Source organism: uncultured Jatrophihabitans sp., from assembly GCF_964251945.1.
GTDB lineage: Bacteria > Actinomycetota > Actinomycetes > Mycobacteriales > Jatrophihabitantaceae > Jatrophihabitans.
Map to the genome: position 1 here is coordinate 921805 of NZ_CAXULP010000001.1, position 14543 is coordinate 936347.

At 70.1% G+C, this 14543-nt stretch carries 11 protein-coding genes; 5 read left to right on the forward strand and 6 right to left on the reverse strand.

Annotated features, from left to right (window positions below; translation table 11 throughout):
- Positions 1-6 precede the first annotated feature (6 nt).
- From moaA to ACFFBG_RS04300, 3 genes are all read right to left on the reverse strand, one after another.
- Positions 7-990, reverse strand: coding sequence for a GTP 3',8-cyclase MoaA (gene moaA / locus ACFFBG_RS04290; protein ID WP_375475913.1), 984 nt, complete (start codon positions 988-990; stop codon positions 7-9).
- Between the two features lie 75 nt (positions 991-1065).
- Entirely contained in the window at positions 1066-2448 is a 1383-nt protein-coding gene (locus ACFFBG_RS04295) for an NlpC/P60 family protein (protein WP_375475915.1), read from the reverse strand.
- A gap of 122 nt (positions 2449-2570) precedes the next feature.
- Positions 2571-3668: a phosphatase PAP2 family protein gene (locus ACFFBG_RS04300; RefSeq protein WP_375475917.1), complete on the reverse strand. Its 1098-nt coding sequence runs from the start codon at positions 3666-3668 to the stop codon at positions 2571-2573.
- A gap of 118 nt (positions 3669-3786) precedes the next feature.
- Here ACFFBG_RS04300 and ACFFBG_RS04305 point away from each other — a divergent pair, with 118 nt between their 5' ends.
- Positions 3787-6579, forward strand: a complete 2793-nt coding sequence (locus ACFFBG_RS04305) for an aconitate hydratase (protein ID WP_375475919.1) — start codon at positions 3787-3789, stop codon at positions 6577-6579.
- A 188-nt stretch (positions 6580-6767) separates the two neighbouring features.
- On the opposite strand, the gene ACFFBG_RS04310 is transcribed toward ACFFBG_RS04305, so the two are convergent.
- Entirely contained in the window at positions 6768-7052 is a 285-nt protein-coding gene (locus ACFFBG_RS04310; protein ID WP_375475921.1) for a hypothetical protein, read from the reverse strand.
- Between ACFFBG_RS04310 and ACFFBG_RS04315 the strand changes: the two genes are divergently transcribed.
- The 4 genes from ACFFBG_RS04315 (at position 7015) to ACFFBG_RS04330 (ending at position 11650) form a co-directional block, all read left to right on the forward strand.
- Positions 7015-7998, forward strand: coding sequence for a sugar ABC transporter substrate-binding protein (locus ACFFBG_RS04315; protein ID WP_375475923.1), 984 nt, complete (start codon positions 7015-7017; stop codon positions 7996-7998). The two genes, ACFFBG_RS04310 and ACFFBG_RS04315, sit on opposite strands and share 38 nt — an antisense overlap.
- An 83-nt stretch (positions 7999-8081) precedes the next feature.
- On the forward strand, positions 8082-8858 hold the full coding sequence (locus tag ACFFBG_RS04320) for an ATP-binding cassette domain-containing protein (RefSeq protein ID WP_375475925.1): 777 nt from the start codon (positions 8082-8084) through the stop codon (positions 8856-8858).
- A gap of 10 nt (positions 8859-8868) precedes the next feature.
- The gene (locus tag ACFFBG_RS04325; protein WP_375475927.1) at positions 8869-10380 is read left to right on the forward strand and encodes a sugar ABC transporter permease; all 1512 of its coding nucleotides are present in this window, start codon (positions 8869-8871) and stop codon (positions 10378-10380) included.
- 82 nt (positions 10381-10462) lie between these two features.
- Positions 10463-11650, forward strand: a complete 1188-nt coding sequence (locus tag ACFFBG_RS04330; protein ID WP_375475929.1) for an ROK family protein — start codon at positions 10463-10465, stop codon at positions 11648-11650.
- 24 nt (positions 11651-11674) lie between these two features.
- Here the strand turns inward: ACFFBG_RS04330 and ACFFBG_RS04335 are convergent, their stop codons facing one another.
- Positions 11675-13555: an ABC transporter ATP-binding protein gene (locus ACFFBG_RS04335; protein ID WP_375475931.1), complete on the reverse strand. Its 1881-nt coding sequence runs from the start codon at positions 13553-13555 to the stop codon at positions 11675-11677.
- Between the two features lie 92 nt (positions 13556-13647).
- Positions 13648-14427 carry an enoyl-CoA hydratase/isomerase family protein gene (locus ACFFBG_RS04340; RefSeq protein WP_375475934.1) on the reverse strand — a complete coding sequence of 260 codons (780 nt, stop codon included), beginning with the start codon at positions 14425-14427 and terminating at the stop codon, positions 13648-13650.
- Between the last annotated feature and the right edge of the window lie 116 nt (positions 14428-14543).

Sequence of the window (14543 nt, forward strand, 5' to 3'; positions counted from 1 at the left end):
CGTGACTCAGCCGCCGATGGCCGACATCGTGCGCGTCGGCTGGACGAAACCCTGCGCGCCGATGCCGTGGCCGGCCTGCTTGCCGGCGACGGCGGCGCGGATCAGCTCGGCAAGCTCAGTGTCCGTCGCGCCGGCGCGCAACGGCGCACGCAGATCGGTCTCGTGCTGGGCGAACAGGCAGGTGCGCAGCTGGCCGTCCGCGGTCAGCCGCAGCCGGTCGCAGTCGCGGCAGAACGGCCGGGTCACTGACGCGATTACCCCGACCCGGCCCACCGGCACGGCCCAGGACGCGCGGTCCGGGCCGTCGACGACGTCGAAGTCCTCGGCCGGCGCGGACAAGCGCTCGGCCCGCGGGCGCAGCGCGTACGTCGCGCCGACGAGGTCGAGCATCTCCTCGGCGGTGACCATGTCCGCGCGCGTCCAGGTGTGGTCGGCGTCGAGCGGCATGTGCTCGATGAATCGCAGGTCGTATCCGTGTCGCAGCGCCCAGCCGAGCAGCGCCGGCGCCTCATCCAGATTCTCGCCGCGGACCAGCACGGTGTTGACCTTCAGCGGCGCGAGTCCGGCGTCGGCAGCGGCGGCCAGCCCGGCCAGCACCGCGGGCAGCCGGTCGCGTCGGGTCAGCCTGGCGAATCGCTCGCGGTCGAGGGTGTCGAGCGAGACGTTGATCCGGGACAGTCCGGCGTCGGCGAGCTTGCGGGCGTGTCGCTCGAGCGTGACGCCGTTCGTGGTCAGCGAGATCTCCGGCGCCGGCTCGAGCGCGCGCAGCCGCTCCACGACGGAGACGACACCGGGGTGGACCAGGGGCTCGCCGCCGGTCAACCGCACACTCGTCACCCCGAGCGCCACGAACACCGAAGCCAGCCGGACGAACTCCGCGTCGGTCAACCGCTCGCGCTGGGACAGCCAGGGCAGCCCTTCGGCCGGCATGCAGTACGTGCAGCGCAGCGAGCAGAGGTCGGTCAGCGAGATGCGCAGATCGGTGGCCACCCGACCGAAAGCGTCGATCAACCTCGAGTCAACCAAAACAGACGTCCCGGCCACCCCGCTCAGGCTACGCGTCGGTCAGGTCAGCGGCCGGGTCGCGCCGTAGTAGCCCCACATGACTTGATCCCAGGGGGTGATCTCGATGAGCTTGCCGCTCTCGGGCGCCTGGACCACGTTTCCGCCGCCGAGGTAGATCGCCACGTGCTCGATGCCGGACCTCGTGCCGTCCGAGCTCCAGAACAGCAGGTCGCCGGGCTCGAAGCTGCCGGCTGCCGGGTGCACAGACCCAGCCTGGGAGTACTGGGTGGCGGCGTAGTGCGCCCAGCCCTTGCCCCACGCGTACATCACCAGGCCAGAGCAGTCGAACCCGACGACGTTGCAGTCGTTCGGCGCGCCGTTGCCCGGATCGCACACCCCGTAGGACGGCCCGCTCGCGCCGCCACCGGCCCAGGCGTACGGCACACCCAGCTGGCTCAGCGCGCGGGCCGCGGCCCGCCGGCCCTTTGCAGCCGTCCACGACCCGCCGGTGGGGGCGGTCGGTCCGGAAGTGACCGGAGCTCCGCCGCCGTGGTGGCGGGCACGTCGAGCCCGGGCTGCCGCGGCCGCCGCGGCTGCGGCCTGCGCAGCCTGCGCCGCCAACCTGGCCTGCCGCGCCTTCTCGGCGCGGATCCGCGCCTGGCGGGCCAGTTCCACCTTGTAGGCGACGTAGGCCGCCCGCCGGTTGTTGAGCGTGGCCAGTTCGGACTGGGCGGCGTCGAGCTGCACCTGGCTTGCGGCGAGGGTGCGCTGCAAGGCCGCGCGCTGCGCCTGCTGGGCGGCCACCGCGTTGTCCGCGGCCTCCTGGGTCGCCTTCGCCGCCGCCGCTTTCTTCGCGACGCTGCGGACGGCGCGCCGGGCAGCAGCCTCCGCGTTGGAGCGGGTGACGGTGGCGCGCTGCAGATCGCCGATCGCGCTCACCTGGCTGTCGGCGGCGTATTCCTCGAGGGTGCCGCGATCGAGCAGCGAGCCCGGATCCTGCGCGGTGAGCAACGACCCGGTGATGCCGTCGACGTCGCCGGCCATGTAGGTCGCCTGCAGGTATCGGACGAAGTTGGTGTGCGCCTCGTCGACGCCGGCCTGCGCTGCGGTCTCGCGACGCTTCGAGGTCGCCGCGGCTGCCTTGGCGCCACGCAGTTCGGAGAAGGCGAGCGCAACCTTCTGCTCGGCGAGCTCGCGCTTGCCGACCAGCTGCTGCAACTCGGACTGGGCAGCGGCGATCTGACCGCTCAGCGCCCCGACCTTTTCCGCGACGGCGGTCTTGTGCGCCGCGGCGGCGGCGACCTGTTGTTGGGTGACCTTGGGCGGAGGTGGCGGTTTCGGCGCCGCGGCCGTCGACGAGGCGACCGTAAGCAGGCTCGCCGCAGCCATCGCGACGGCGGACGCGGCGACGATGCGTCGACGTCCGGTGCGGCTCAGGATCACAGCGGGGGCTCCCTGACAGCGCCGGTTTCACTGCTACAACCAGCCCAGGCTGCCACGTGAGCCCCACCAGCGCCAGCGGCCACACCGGAAACGTTGGCACCATCAGTCACATGAGTAACAAATCACCGCAGATTGGCGGGCGCCCTCCGCTCGTCGACGGCGGGCGCCCCGAAGACCAACCGGACGTCGCTGGCGTCGTTCCCCGCACCGCTGCGCGGGCCGTTTTCCGGGCGGTTCTCCAAGCGGCCTTCAGCACGGTGTTCAGCACGGTTTCCAGCGCGCTCTTCGGTCAGCGCGCGACGCCGGGCCTCCCACCGCGACATCCCGGCATGCGCGGCGAGCGCGTACCCGACGCCGCCGACGAGATCCAGCACCCAGTGCTCGCCGGTGTAGACGAGGGTGAAGCCCATGGCGAGCGGGTAGAGCGCGAGCAGCCAGCGCAGCCGTGACCGCAACCGGCCGGCGATCGTCAGCGCGACCAGGGTCGAGAACGCGGTGTGCAGCGACGGCATCGCGGCAACCGCGTTCACTCCCTCGTGCTGCGCCGCTGCCAGCGCGGTGTTCACGTTGCCGAGGTGGAACCATTCCCACCCGCGGGCAGACAGCCGAGCGACCGGCGCGCTGAGCCCGTCTCGCGCGGCGAGCCACGGCGGCGCCTCGGGGAACAGGCAATAGGTGATCAGCCCGGCGACCGACAGCACGATCACCCGCGAGATGAACCCGATCCAGGCGACGCGGTCGCGCAGCCACAGCACGGCTGCGAGCACGGGTGTCGCGATGAAGAAGGAGGTGTAGACGAGCGTGCAGAGCGCGTCGTACCAGCGGACGTGCGTGGGCGAGTAGAGGTGCTGCTGCAGCCAGACGCTCGGCTCGGCGCCGCCGAACGTCCACTTCTCGGCGGCGAGGATGTCCGCCTCGTGCACCCGGATGCCGAGGGAGTCGGCGACGCCGCGGGTCTGGTCGTAGAGCATCAACACCGCCGTGAACGGCAGCCAGTCGACGAGCACCTGCCGCGTCTGGCGCCACCCGCGGCCAATGCTCGTGATCGCGAGGCCGCTGACGATGATGCTTGCCAGGCTGGCTCGGCCGGTGGGTATGCCCCAGTGGATGACGATCCCGACCAGCGCCGCCGCGTAGACCCCGTATGCGGCGAGGCGGACCGACCGCAAGCGATCCGCGGCAGCGGACGACCCGAGCTCGTCCTGTTGCAGCGAAAGCACGGCGGGAGTTTACCGGCGCGACATCTGTGTCCGAGCCCGCGACCGGCCGGGCTCTCTGGTATCTTGACGTCAAGATAAATCGCCGGACGCAATCCGACCTTCCCGGATGGAGCCTTCAGTGCCAGCACAGAGCAACGACAGCTTCGGAGCCCGCAGCCAACTGGAGGTCGGGGGCGAGAGCCTGGAGTACTTCCGCCTCGACGCGATCGCCGGCGCCGAGCGGCTGCCGTTCAGCCTGAAGATCCTGCTCGAGAACCTGCTGCGCACCGAGGACGGCAAGAACGTCACCGAGAGCCAGATCAACGCGCTCGCCCACTGGCAGGCCGACGCCGAGCCGGACACCGAGATCCAGTTCACTCCCTCGCGCGTGGTGATGCAGGACTTCACCGGCGTGCCAGCCGTCGTCGACCTGGCCACCATGCGCGAGGCGGTCGTCGAGCTCGGCGGCGACGCGGCCAAGATCAACCCTCTTGCTCCGGCCGAGCTGGTCATCGACCACTCGGTCATCGCCGACCTGTTCGGCACCCCGGACGCCTTCGCCCGCAACGTCGAGCTGGAGTACGAGCGCAACAACGAGCGCTACCAGTTCCTGCGCTGGGGGCAGGGCGCGTTCTCCGAGTTCAAAGTGGTGCCGCCGGGCACCGGCATCGTGCACCAGGTCAACATCGAGTACCTCGCCCGGGTGATCTTCAATCGGGACGGGGTCGCCTACCCGGACACGCTTGTCGGCACCGACTCGCACACCACGATGGTGAACGGCCTCGGCGTTCTCGGCTGGGGCGTCGGCGGCATCGAGGCCGAGGCCGCGATGCTCGGCCAGCCGGTCAGCATGCTCATCCCGCGAGTCGTCGGCTTCAAGCTCGAGGGCGAGCTGCCGGACGGGTCGACGGCCACCGACCTCGTGCTGACCATCACCGAGATGCTGCGCAGGCACGGGGTGGTCGGCAAGTTCGTCGAGTTCTACGGGCCGGGCGTGGGCGCGGTGCCGCTGGCCAACCGGGCGACGATCGGCAACATGAGCCCGGAGTACGGCTCCACGTGCGCGATCTTTCCGATCGACGACGAGACGCTGCGCTACCTGCGCTTCACCGGCCGCAAGGACAGCCAGATCGAGCTGGTCGAGACGTACGCGAAGGCGAACGGCCTCTGGCACGACCCGGCCGGCGAACCGGTCTTCTCCGAGACCCTCGCGCTGGACCTGTCGACGGTGGAGCCCTCGCTCGCCGGCCCCAAGCGCCCGCAGGATCGCGTGCCGTTGAAGTCGGCCAAAGCGATGTTCCGCGAGGCGCTGACCTCATATGTGGACGGCGACTCGGTGCAGGACGCGCAGGACGAGGCGGGGGTCGAGTCCTTCCCGGCATCCGACCCGACCTCGGCGACCGGACACGAGTCGACGCCGGCGCCCACGTACTCGGCGGCAGCCGGCGCGCAGGGCCGCACGTCGAACCCCCAGCCGATCACCATCGGCGACGGCGGCGAGTGCGTCGTCGACCACGGCGCGGTCGTGATCGCCGCGATCACCTCGTGCACCAACACGTCCAATCCGTCGGTCATGGTCGGGGCGGCGCTGCTCGCCAAGAAGGCGGTCGAGAAGGGCCTGACCCGCAAGCCGTGGGTCAAGACCTCGCTCGCCCCGGGCTCGAAAGTCGTCACCGACTACTACGACCGCGCCGGACTCACGCCCTACCTCGAGAAGCTCGGCTTCAACCTCGTCGGCTACGGCTGCACGACGTGCATCGGAAACTCCGGCCCGCTGATCGAGGAGGTCTCGGCGGCCGTGAACGCGGGCGACCTCGCCGCGACCGCCGTGCTGTCCGGCAACCGCAACTTCGAGGGCCGGATCAACCCGGACGTCAAGATGAACTACCTCGCGTCCCCGCCGCTGGTCGTCGCATACGCGCTCGTCGGCTCGATGGACGTCGACCTGTTCAACGAGCCGCTGGGCACCGGCAGCGACGGCGAGCCGGTGTACCTCAAGGACGTCTGGCCGACGCCCGCCGAGATCCAGGAGACGATCGACTCGGCGATCGCCAGCGAGATGTACACGAGCGACTACGCCGACGTCTTCACCGGCGATGAGCGCTGGCAGGGCTTGTCGACGCCCGAGGGCGACACCTTCGAGTGGGACAGCGATTCCACGTACGTGCGCAAGCCGCCGTACTTCGACGGCATGCAGGTCGAGCCGAGCCCGGTGCGCGACATCGCCGGCGCGCGGGTGCTGCTCAAGCTGGGCGATTCGGTGACCACCGACCACATCAGCCCGGCGAGTTCGATCAAGGAGGACTCCCCCGCAGGCAGGTATCTCGCCGAGCACGGCGTCGAGCGCAAGGACTTCAACTCCTACGGCTCGCGCCGCGGCAACCACGAGGTGATGATCCGCGGGACGTTCGCCAACATCCGGCTGCGCAATCAGCTGGCGCCGGGAACCGAGGGCGGCGTCACGCGTGACTTCACGCGCGACGGCGACGTGACCTCGGTCTACGAGGCCGCCGAGCATTACGCCGAGGCGGGCACGCCGCTCGTCGTCCTGGCCGGCAAGGAGTACGGCTCGGGCTCGTCACGCGACTGGGCGGCGAAGGGCACCGCGCTGCTCGGCGTGCGCGCCGTGATCGCCGAGTCCTACGAGCGGATCCACCGTTCGAACCTGATCGGCATGGGCGTGTTGCCGCTGCAGTTCCCGGACGGCGAGAGCGCCGAGTCGCTCGGGCTCAGCGGCGAGGAGACGTTCACGATCGCGGGCGTCACCGAGCTCAACGACGGGACGACACCGCGCACCGTGCACGTCAGCGCCGACGGCGGTTCGGGCAGCACCGTCGAGTTCGACGCCCGGGTTCGCATCGACACCCCCGGCGAGGCCGACTACTTCCGGCACGGCGGGATCATGCAGTACGTGCTGCGCTCGCTGCTCTGACATCCGCGCGCCACCTGCGCTGACCGCGGCCCCTCCCAAGACTTGTCCTCACTTTGTCGTGCCCTGCCACGGCGAAGCGAGGACAACTTGGCGAAAGGGGGTGCGACTGACGACTGACGCGGTCGAACGCCAGGTCTCGATCCGGGACCGGAAGGTAACGAGTTCGTTTCGGAATCTGGTCATCCTCGTTACGTTTCGATATGTTCGCGCCCACAACATTCGTCGGGCGCGAGCCCAAAATCTTTCGAAAGGCGTGAGTCGATGCGCAATAGCGCGCTCGCCATGGTCGCCGTCGGGGCGGCGGCCGTCACCATTCTCAGTGCATGTAGCAGCTCGGGAACCAGCAAGCCAGCCTCGTCCGGCACGAGCGGCACCGGTGGCTCATCCTCTTCTTCCTCCTCCAGCGGCGGCAGCAGCGGCAAGGCCCAGGTCGGCGTGATCCTGCCCGACACGACGTCGTCGACGCGGTACACGGAGTTCGACACCCCGCTGCTGACCAAAGCCTTCCAGGCGGCGGGCATCAAGTCCGACATCCAGAACGCGCAGAACGACAAGACGAAGTTCGCTTCGATCGCGCAGAACATGATCGCCGAGGGCGTCAAGGTCCTCCTGATCGACTCGATCGACGCGCCGTCGGGCGCCGCAGTCGAGGCGCAGGCCAAGACCGCGGGCGTCAAGGTCATCGACTACGACCGCGTCAACCTCGGCGGCAGCGCCGACTACTACGTGTCCTTCGACAACGAGAAGATCGGCGAGCTGCAGGGCCAGTCCCTGATCAGCTGCCTCAAGGCCGCAAAGGCGCCGAGCCCGGCGCAGGTCATCGAGATGGACGGCGGCGTCGACGTCGACAACAACGCTGTGCTGTTCAAGGCCGGCGCGCAGAAGGTGCTCAAAGCCGACAGCGGCATCAAGGTCGTCGCCGACTCGGTCGTCAAGGGTTGGCTCGTCGCCAACGCAGCTCCGGCCTTCACCCAGGCGCTCGCCTCGAACGGCGGCAAGGTCGACGGCGTCTACGCCGCGAACGACGACATCGCCAACGCGGTCATCAGCGTCCTGAAGAGCAAGGGCCTCAACGGCAAGGTCCCGGTCACCGGCCAGGACTCCGGCGTCGAGGGTCTGGACAACATCTTGCGCGGCGACCAGTGCGCCACGATCTACAAGTCCTACGCCGCTGAGGCGGCCGCCGCCTCGAAGCTCGCCATCGCGCTGGTCAAGGGCCAGGACGTGTCGTCCGCCGGGGTCACGCTGACCCCGTTCAAGGACCCGAAGGGCAACCGCACGCTGCAGGCCTTCCTGCTGCCTGCCCAGATCGTCACGAAGGCGAACGTGAAGACCGTCGTGGACTCCGGCCAGGTGAAGGCCGCGGATCTGTGCAAGGGCCTCACGAGCCAGTGCAAGGCAGCCGGCATCAGCGGCTGATCTGATTTCCTCGCCGGGCGGCGGTGGTCGGGCTTAGGCTCGGCCACCGCCGCCTCGCTTGCCCACCGGAAAGAAGGAACGCCGTGCCCGATCCGATCCTGTCGATCCGAGGACTGAACAAGAGCTTCGGTCCCGTGCACGTTCTGCACGACGTCGACTTCGACGTCTACCCCGGCGAGGTCAGCGCACTCGTCGGCGACAACGGCGCCGGCAAGTCGACGCTGGTCAAGTGCATCGCCGGCATCAACACCATCGACACAGGCACGGTCAGCTGGCAGGGCAAGGAGGTGACGATCTCCGACCCGCGCGCGGCCGCCGCACTGGGCCTCGAATTCGTCTACCAGGACCTCGCGCTGGCCGACAATCTCGACATCACCCAGAACATGTTCCTCGGCCGGGAGATCTCCCGGTTCGGCATCCTCAACGACGGCGAGATGGAGCGCAAGGCCCGCGAGGTCCTCGCCAGCCTGTCGGTGCGGACGGTGTCGTCGGTGCGGCAGGTCGTGGCGAACCTGTCCGGCGGCCAGCGGCAGACGGTCGCGATAGCGAAGGCGGTGCTCTGGAACAGCAGGGTGGTTTTCCTCGACGAGCCGACGGCCGCTCTTGGTGTCGCGCAGACCCGTCAGGTGCTCGACCTGGTGCGCCGCCTCGCCGACCAGGGCCTCGGCGTCGTGTTGATCTCGCACAACATGAACGACGTCATGGAGGTCGCCGACCGGGTGGCGGCCCTCTACCTCGGCCGGATCGCCGCCGAGGTGTTCACGAAGGACAGCAGCACCACCCAGATCGTCGAGTTGATCACCGCCGGCCGCAGCGGCGACATCGGCCTCGCGCCGCAGACCGCCAACCTGAACATCTGAAGGGCCCGAGATGACCACGCCGAACACCCCCTCCGGACCTTTCTCCGACGAGCCTGCGCCGACCGAGTCCGGCCAGACGGCGGCCGGCCAACCGTCGGTGGCGACGAGGCCCGCGGACGACGAGGGCGCCCGCCTCGGCCGCGCCAGCAGCTTCTCCCTCGACGTCGAGCGCCGCAGCATCGGCGACGGACTGCGCGGTTACGTCAACAAGGTCCGCTCTGGCGATCCGGGGGCGCTGCCATCGGTCCTCGGCCTGCTGGTCCTCGGCGTCATCTTCAGCCAGGTCAGCGACCGCTTCCTCAGCAAGGGCAACATCGGCGCCCTGCCCGGCCAGGGCGGCTACATCGCGCTCATCGCGCTCGGCCTCGTCTTCGTCCTGTTGCTCGGCGAGATCGACCTGTCCGCCGGCACCACCGGCGGCATCTGCGCCGCGTTCGCCGCGCAAGGCGTCGTTTCCGGCGGCCTGCGCGGCGGCGTACCCGGATCCACCCTGCTGTTCGGCATGCTGCTCGGCCTGATGATCGTCGCCCTGCTACTGGGCGTGTGGCTCAAGGCGTGGGCCGGCTGCGGGATGATCGTGTTGGGCCTGATCATCGTCCTGTCCGGGCTCGACGAGCACATCATCTTCGCGCTGCTGTTCGCGATCAGCCTGGGTTCCGCGGTCGGCATGCTGGTCGGCTTCCTGGTCGCGAAGGTCGGGATCCCGAGCTTCATCGTGACGCTCGCGCTGTTTCTCGCCTGGCAGGGCGTGGTGCTCTTCGCGCTCAACGGCAATCCGATCGGCACCAACAACTACGCGTTCTGGTACGGCCTGACGCACAACAACATGTCGATCACGTGGAGCTGGGTCTTCAGCATCGTCGTCGCCGGCGGCTACCTGCTGTACACGCTGTTCCGCTCCTGGCGGGCGCAGCAGCGCGGCCTAGCCGCGGACACCTATGGCCTGGTGGTGCTGCGGGGCGGCATCATCCTGGTCGTCGCGCTGGTCATCACCTACTTCGCCAATCAGAACCGCAACCCGAACCCGAACTTCAAGATCCAGGGCATCCCGTGGGCCGCGTCGATTCCGATCGCGCTGATGATCGTGTGCACCATCGCGCTCACCAAGACGACCTGGGGGCGGCATCTGTTCGCCACCGGCGGCAACGCCGAGGCGGCGCGCCGCGCCGGCATCGACGTCGTGCACATCCGGGTCAGCGCATTCGTGGTGTCGTCGTCCTTCGCCGCTGCGGGCGGCGTCTTCCTGGCCTCCTACCAGGGCAGCGTGTCCCTCGACCTCGGCGCCGGCAACATCCTGCTGTTCTCGGTCGCGGCGGCAGTGATCGGTGGCACGTCGCTATTCGGCGGGCGCGGCAAGGCCCGGGACGCGATCATCGGCGCGCTGGTCATCGTGATCATCCCGAACGGGATCCTGCTGCGGCCAAGCCTGCCGGCCCAGTACCAGAACGTGATCACCGGCGTGGTGCTGCTCGTGGCCGCCGCGGTCGACGCGCTGTCTCGCCGCAGATCGCGCCGCGGCTAGCCGAGCGGCTTCGGCCAGCCGCATGTCCAGCCAACCGGCGCCGACGCGCCCCGACGCGATCCGACGGCACAACCTCGCCGTCATGCTGGACCAGATCCACCGCAACGGGGCGCTCACCCGCGCCGAGTTGACGCAGCGGCTGGGCGTGAGCCGTTCGACGGTCGGCGCATTGGTGGCGGAGCTGACGAATCTCGGGCTCGTCGAGGAGACGGTGCCCACCGGCGGCGCGGGCGTGGGCCGGCCCTCCCATGTCGTCGGCCCGAGCTCGCGCGGGCCGTTCGCAGTCGCCGTCGATGTGGACGTGCCGCACGTGACGGTCGCCGCCGTCGCCTTGGGCGGCGCCATCCTGGCCAGCGAGGTCGTCGAGCTCGGCCCGCCTGCGAACGACTACCGGGCCGTCGCCGACCTGGTGGTGCAGGCGATCCCCCGGTTGCAGGCTGCGGGCGCGCACGGCTCAGGGCCGGCCGGCGTCGGCGTCAGCGTGCCCGGCACGGTCGACCGCCGCACCGGCAACGTCGCCGTCGCGCCGAACCTCGAATGGCAGGATGCGCCGCTCGGCGAACACCTGCGCTCGCTGTTGCCGGGCATCCCGGTTGCGGTCGGGAACGACGCCGATCTGGCCGCGCTCGCCGAGCACCGGCGCGGCAGCGCACGGGATTGCGACGACGTCGTCTTCGTGCTCGGCCGCATCGGCGTCGGCGCCGGCATCATCACCGGCGGCGGGGCACTGCGCGGCCATGACGGGCACGCCGGCGAGATCGGGCACGACGTCTTCGACGCTGCCGGGCCGCCGTGCCACTGCGGCCAGAACGGCTGCGTGGAGACCTACGTCGGCGACGGCGCGCTGCTCGCCGCTGCCGGCCGCCCCGGGCCGATCAGTGACGTCGCTGTGGCCGAGGTGTTCGCGGCGGCCCGCGACGGCGAGCCGCTGGCGCTCGCCGGAGTGCGCACCGTCGCCGAGGCGTTGGGGCGCGCCCTAGCGAGCCTGGTGAACACCCTCAATCCGCAGCGGGTCCTGCTCGGCGGCTCGCTGTCGGTGCTGCTCGACCTGGCCCAAGCAGAGATCGAGCGCTCGCTCGCCGGGAACGCGCTCGAGGCCCACCGCCGGACCGTGCAGCTCGTGCAGCCCGCGCTCGGCGCGAACGCCCCCCTGCTGGGTGCGGCGGAGATCGCCTTCGCTCCCCTGCTCACCGACCCCCTGTCCGCCTCCTCGCTGTCCGCGTCGGCGATCAGTGGTCAATTACGGCCGGCAGTGGTCACCTCTGACTGACCACTGACCGCCCGAACTGACCACTCACGGCACCACGCCGGCGGCCTGGCGCTCGAACTGGGTGCGGTAGAGCTCGGCGTAGAGCCCGTTCGCGGCGAGCAGCTCGGCGTGCGAGCCAAGCTCGACGACGCGCCCGCCCTCCAGGACCACCACCGCGTCTGCGTTCAGGATCGTCGAGAGCCGATGCGCGATCACCAGCGAGGTCCGGCCGACGAGCGCGCGCGACAACGCCTCTTGCACCGCGACCTCGCTCTCGCTGTCCAGATGCGCGGTGGCCTCGTCCAAGATCACGATCCCGGGCGCCTTGAGCAACAGCCGGGCGATCGCCAGCCGGGCCTTCTCACCCCCGGACAGCCGGTAGCCGCGGTCGCCGACGACGGTGTCGAGCCCGTCGGGCAGCGAGCGGACGAGCTCGCCGATCTGCGCCGCCTCGAGCGCCTGCAACAGCTCGTCATCGGTGGCGTCCGGCGTCGCGTAGACGAGGTTCGCGCGGATCGTGTCGTGGAACATGTGCGCTTCTTGGCTGACCACGCCGATCCGATCGTGCAATGACTGCTGGGTCACCGCGCGGACGTCCTCGCCGCCAACGAGCACCTGCCCGCCGGTGACGTCGTAGATGCGCGGCAGCAGCTGGCTGATCGTCGTCTTGCCGGCCCCGGAGGGCCCGACGAGGGCGATCATCTGGCCCGGGGCGGCGGCGAACGAGACCCCGTGCAGCACCTCGGGCGTGGCGCCCGAGTCGAGCACCGCGACGGACTCGAGCGAGGCGAGCGACACATCGGCCGCGCTCGGATAGCGGAAGCGCACGTCGCGGAACTCGACCGAGCGGGCGTCCGCGGGCAGTTCACGGGCATCCGGGGCGTCGGCGATCATCGGCTCGAGGTCGAGCACCTCGAAGACGCGGTCGAAGCTGACCAGGGCGCTCATGATGTCGACGCGCGCGTTCGACAGCGCGGTCAGCGGGCCGTAGAGCCGGCTCAGCAGCAGCGCCAACGTGACGACGGTGCCGGCGGACAGTTCGCCCTTGATCGCGAAGTAGCCGCCCAAGCCATAGACCAGCGCCTGCGCGAGCGCCGCCACCAACGTCAGCGACACGAAGAACGCCCGCCCGTACATTGCCGAGGTGATCCCGATGTCACGCACCCGCGCGGCGCGGGCGCGGAAGGACTCGTCCTCCCGATCCGGGCGGCCGAAGAGCTTGACCAGCAGCGCGCCGGAGACGTTGAACCGCTCGGTCATCGTCGTGTTCATCGAGGCGTTGAGGTTGTAGGACTCGCGGGTGATCTCTTGCAGCCGCGCGCCGATGCGCCGCGCCGGGAGCACGAAGACCGGCAGCATGACGATCGAGATCAAGGTGATCTGCCAGGACAGCGTGAACATCACCGCCGCCGTCAGCACCAGGCTGACGACGTTGGACACCAGACCGGACAGCGTGGACGTGAAGGCCTGCTGCGCGCCGAGCACGTCGCTGTTCAACCGGCTGACCAGCGCCCCGGTCTGCGTGCGGGTGAAGAACGCGAGCGGCATGCGCTGGATGTGTGAGAAGACCGAGGTGCGCATGTCGTAGATCAGGCCCTCGCCGATCCGCGCCGAGTACCAGCGTTGGACGAACGACAGCGCGGCGTCGGCCACCGCCAGAGCCGCGATGACGACCGCGATCTCGACCACCGCCGACACCGCCCCATGGCCGGTGATCTTGTTGACGATCCGGCCGGCCAACACCGGGGTCGCCACTCCGATCAACGCGTCGCCGACGACCAGCACGAGGAAGACGGAAAGATCGACCCGGTAGGGACGCGCGAAGCGCAGCACCCGCCGCCAGGTGCCCTTAGGCAGCTGCTTGTTCAAGACGTCGCGGTCGCGCCGGCCCATCGACCGCATCATCTGCATGTTCACGTTCTGCATGGACACCGTCCACCTCCTGATGACAGCTGGTAACCGGGCAGGCGATGCGAAAAGTCCGGCGCGCGCGCAGTCCGATGCGCTGGGTGGGGACGTCAGTCCTCGGCGTGGAGCCCCGCGATCGCGCGCAGCCGGCGGTGCTGTGCGGCGCGCTCGGCGCCCTGCTGCTCGTCTTGGCTGCGGTCATGCGCCCGGGCGAGGAGCGCCTTCGTCTCGGCCGCGGCGTCCCGGTCGACGGCGAGCAGCGCCTCGACGGTGTGCTGCACCGCGGTGTCCAGCCCCTCACGCGGCACCACCCGCGAGGCGAGGCCGATCTGCGCCGCCTCGTCGGCCCCGACCCGCCGCCCGGTCAGGCAGATCTCCAGGGCGCGTGAGTAGCCGACCAGGTCGACAAGTCGTTTCGTGCCGCCGAGATCGGGCACGATGCCGAGCAGCGGCTCGGGCATCGCGAACTGGACGTCGTCGGCGACGATCCTGATGTCCGCGCCCAAGGCGAGCTGGAAACCGCCGCCGATCGCGTGGCCGTGCACGGCCACGACGCTGACCAGGTCGGCGCGCGACGACCAGTCGAAGGCCTCTTGCCAGGCGGCGATTCGCGCGGCGGCAGCCGCGGCCGGCGCCGCCGCCAGGCTCGGCAGGCCGTCGGGCGAGGTGAACAGCGCCCGGTCCAGGCCGGCGGAGAACGCCCGCCCCGCGCCGCGCAACACGACGACGCGCACATCGCCGGGGAGTTCCCGGCGGAGCCGGACGAGCGCGACCCAGGTCTCGGGCGTCTGGACGTTGAGCCGCTCCGGGCGGTCAAGGGTCACGGTGACGACCGCGCCCTCCCGCTCGACCCGTAGGCCCGCGCCCGGATCAACCTGAGACAGCGACATGCCGCTCAGGCTAGCCAGCGACAGAACCTACTTGGCCTTGGCCTTCGCCTTCGACGGGGCAGCCTTCGACGGGGCAGCCTTCGACGGGGCAGCCTTCGACGGGGCAGCCTTCGACG

What these genes read in the sequence shown, in the direction of transcription:
- ACFFBG_RS04325 (WP_375475927.1), top strand. Translation starts at nt 8,869, where the DNA reads ATGACCACGCCGAACACCCCCTCCGGACCTTTCTCCGACGAGCCTGCG.
- ACFFBG_RS04330 (WP_375475929.1), top strand. Translation starts at nt 10,463, where the DNA reads ATGCTGGACCAGATCCACCGCAACGGGGCGCTCACCCGCGCCGAGTTG.
- ACFFBG_RS04335 (WP_375475931.1), bottom strand. Translation starts at nt 13,555, where the DNA reads ATGCAGAACGTGAACATGCAGATGATGCGGTCGATGGGCCGGCGCGAC.
- ACFFBG_RS04340 (WP_375475934.1), bottom strand. Translation starts at nt 14,427, where the DNA reads ATGTCGCTGTCTCAGGTTGATCCGGGCGCGGGCCTACGGGTCGAGCGG.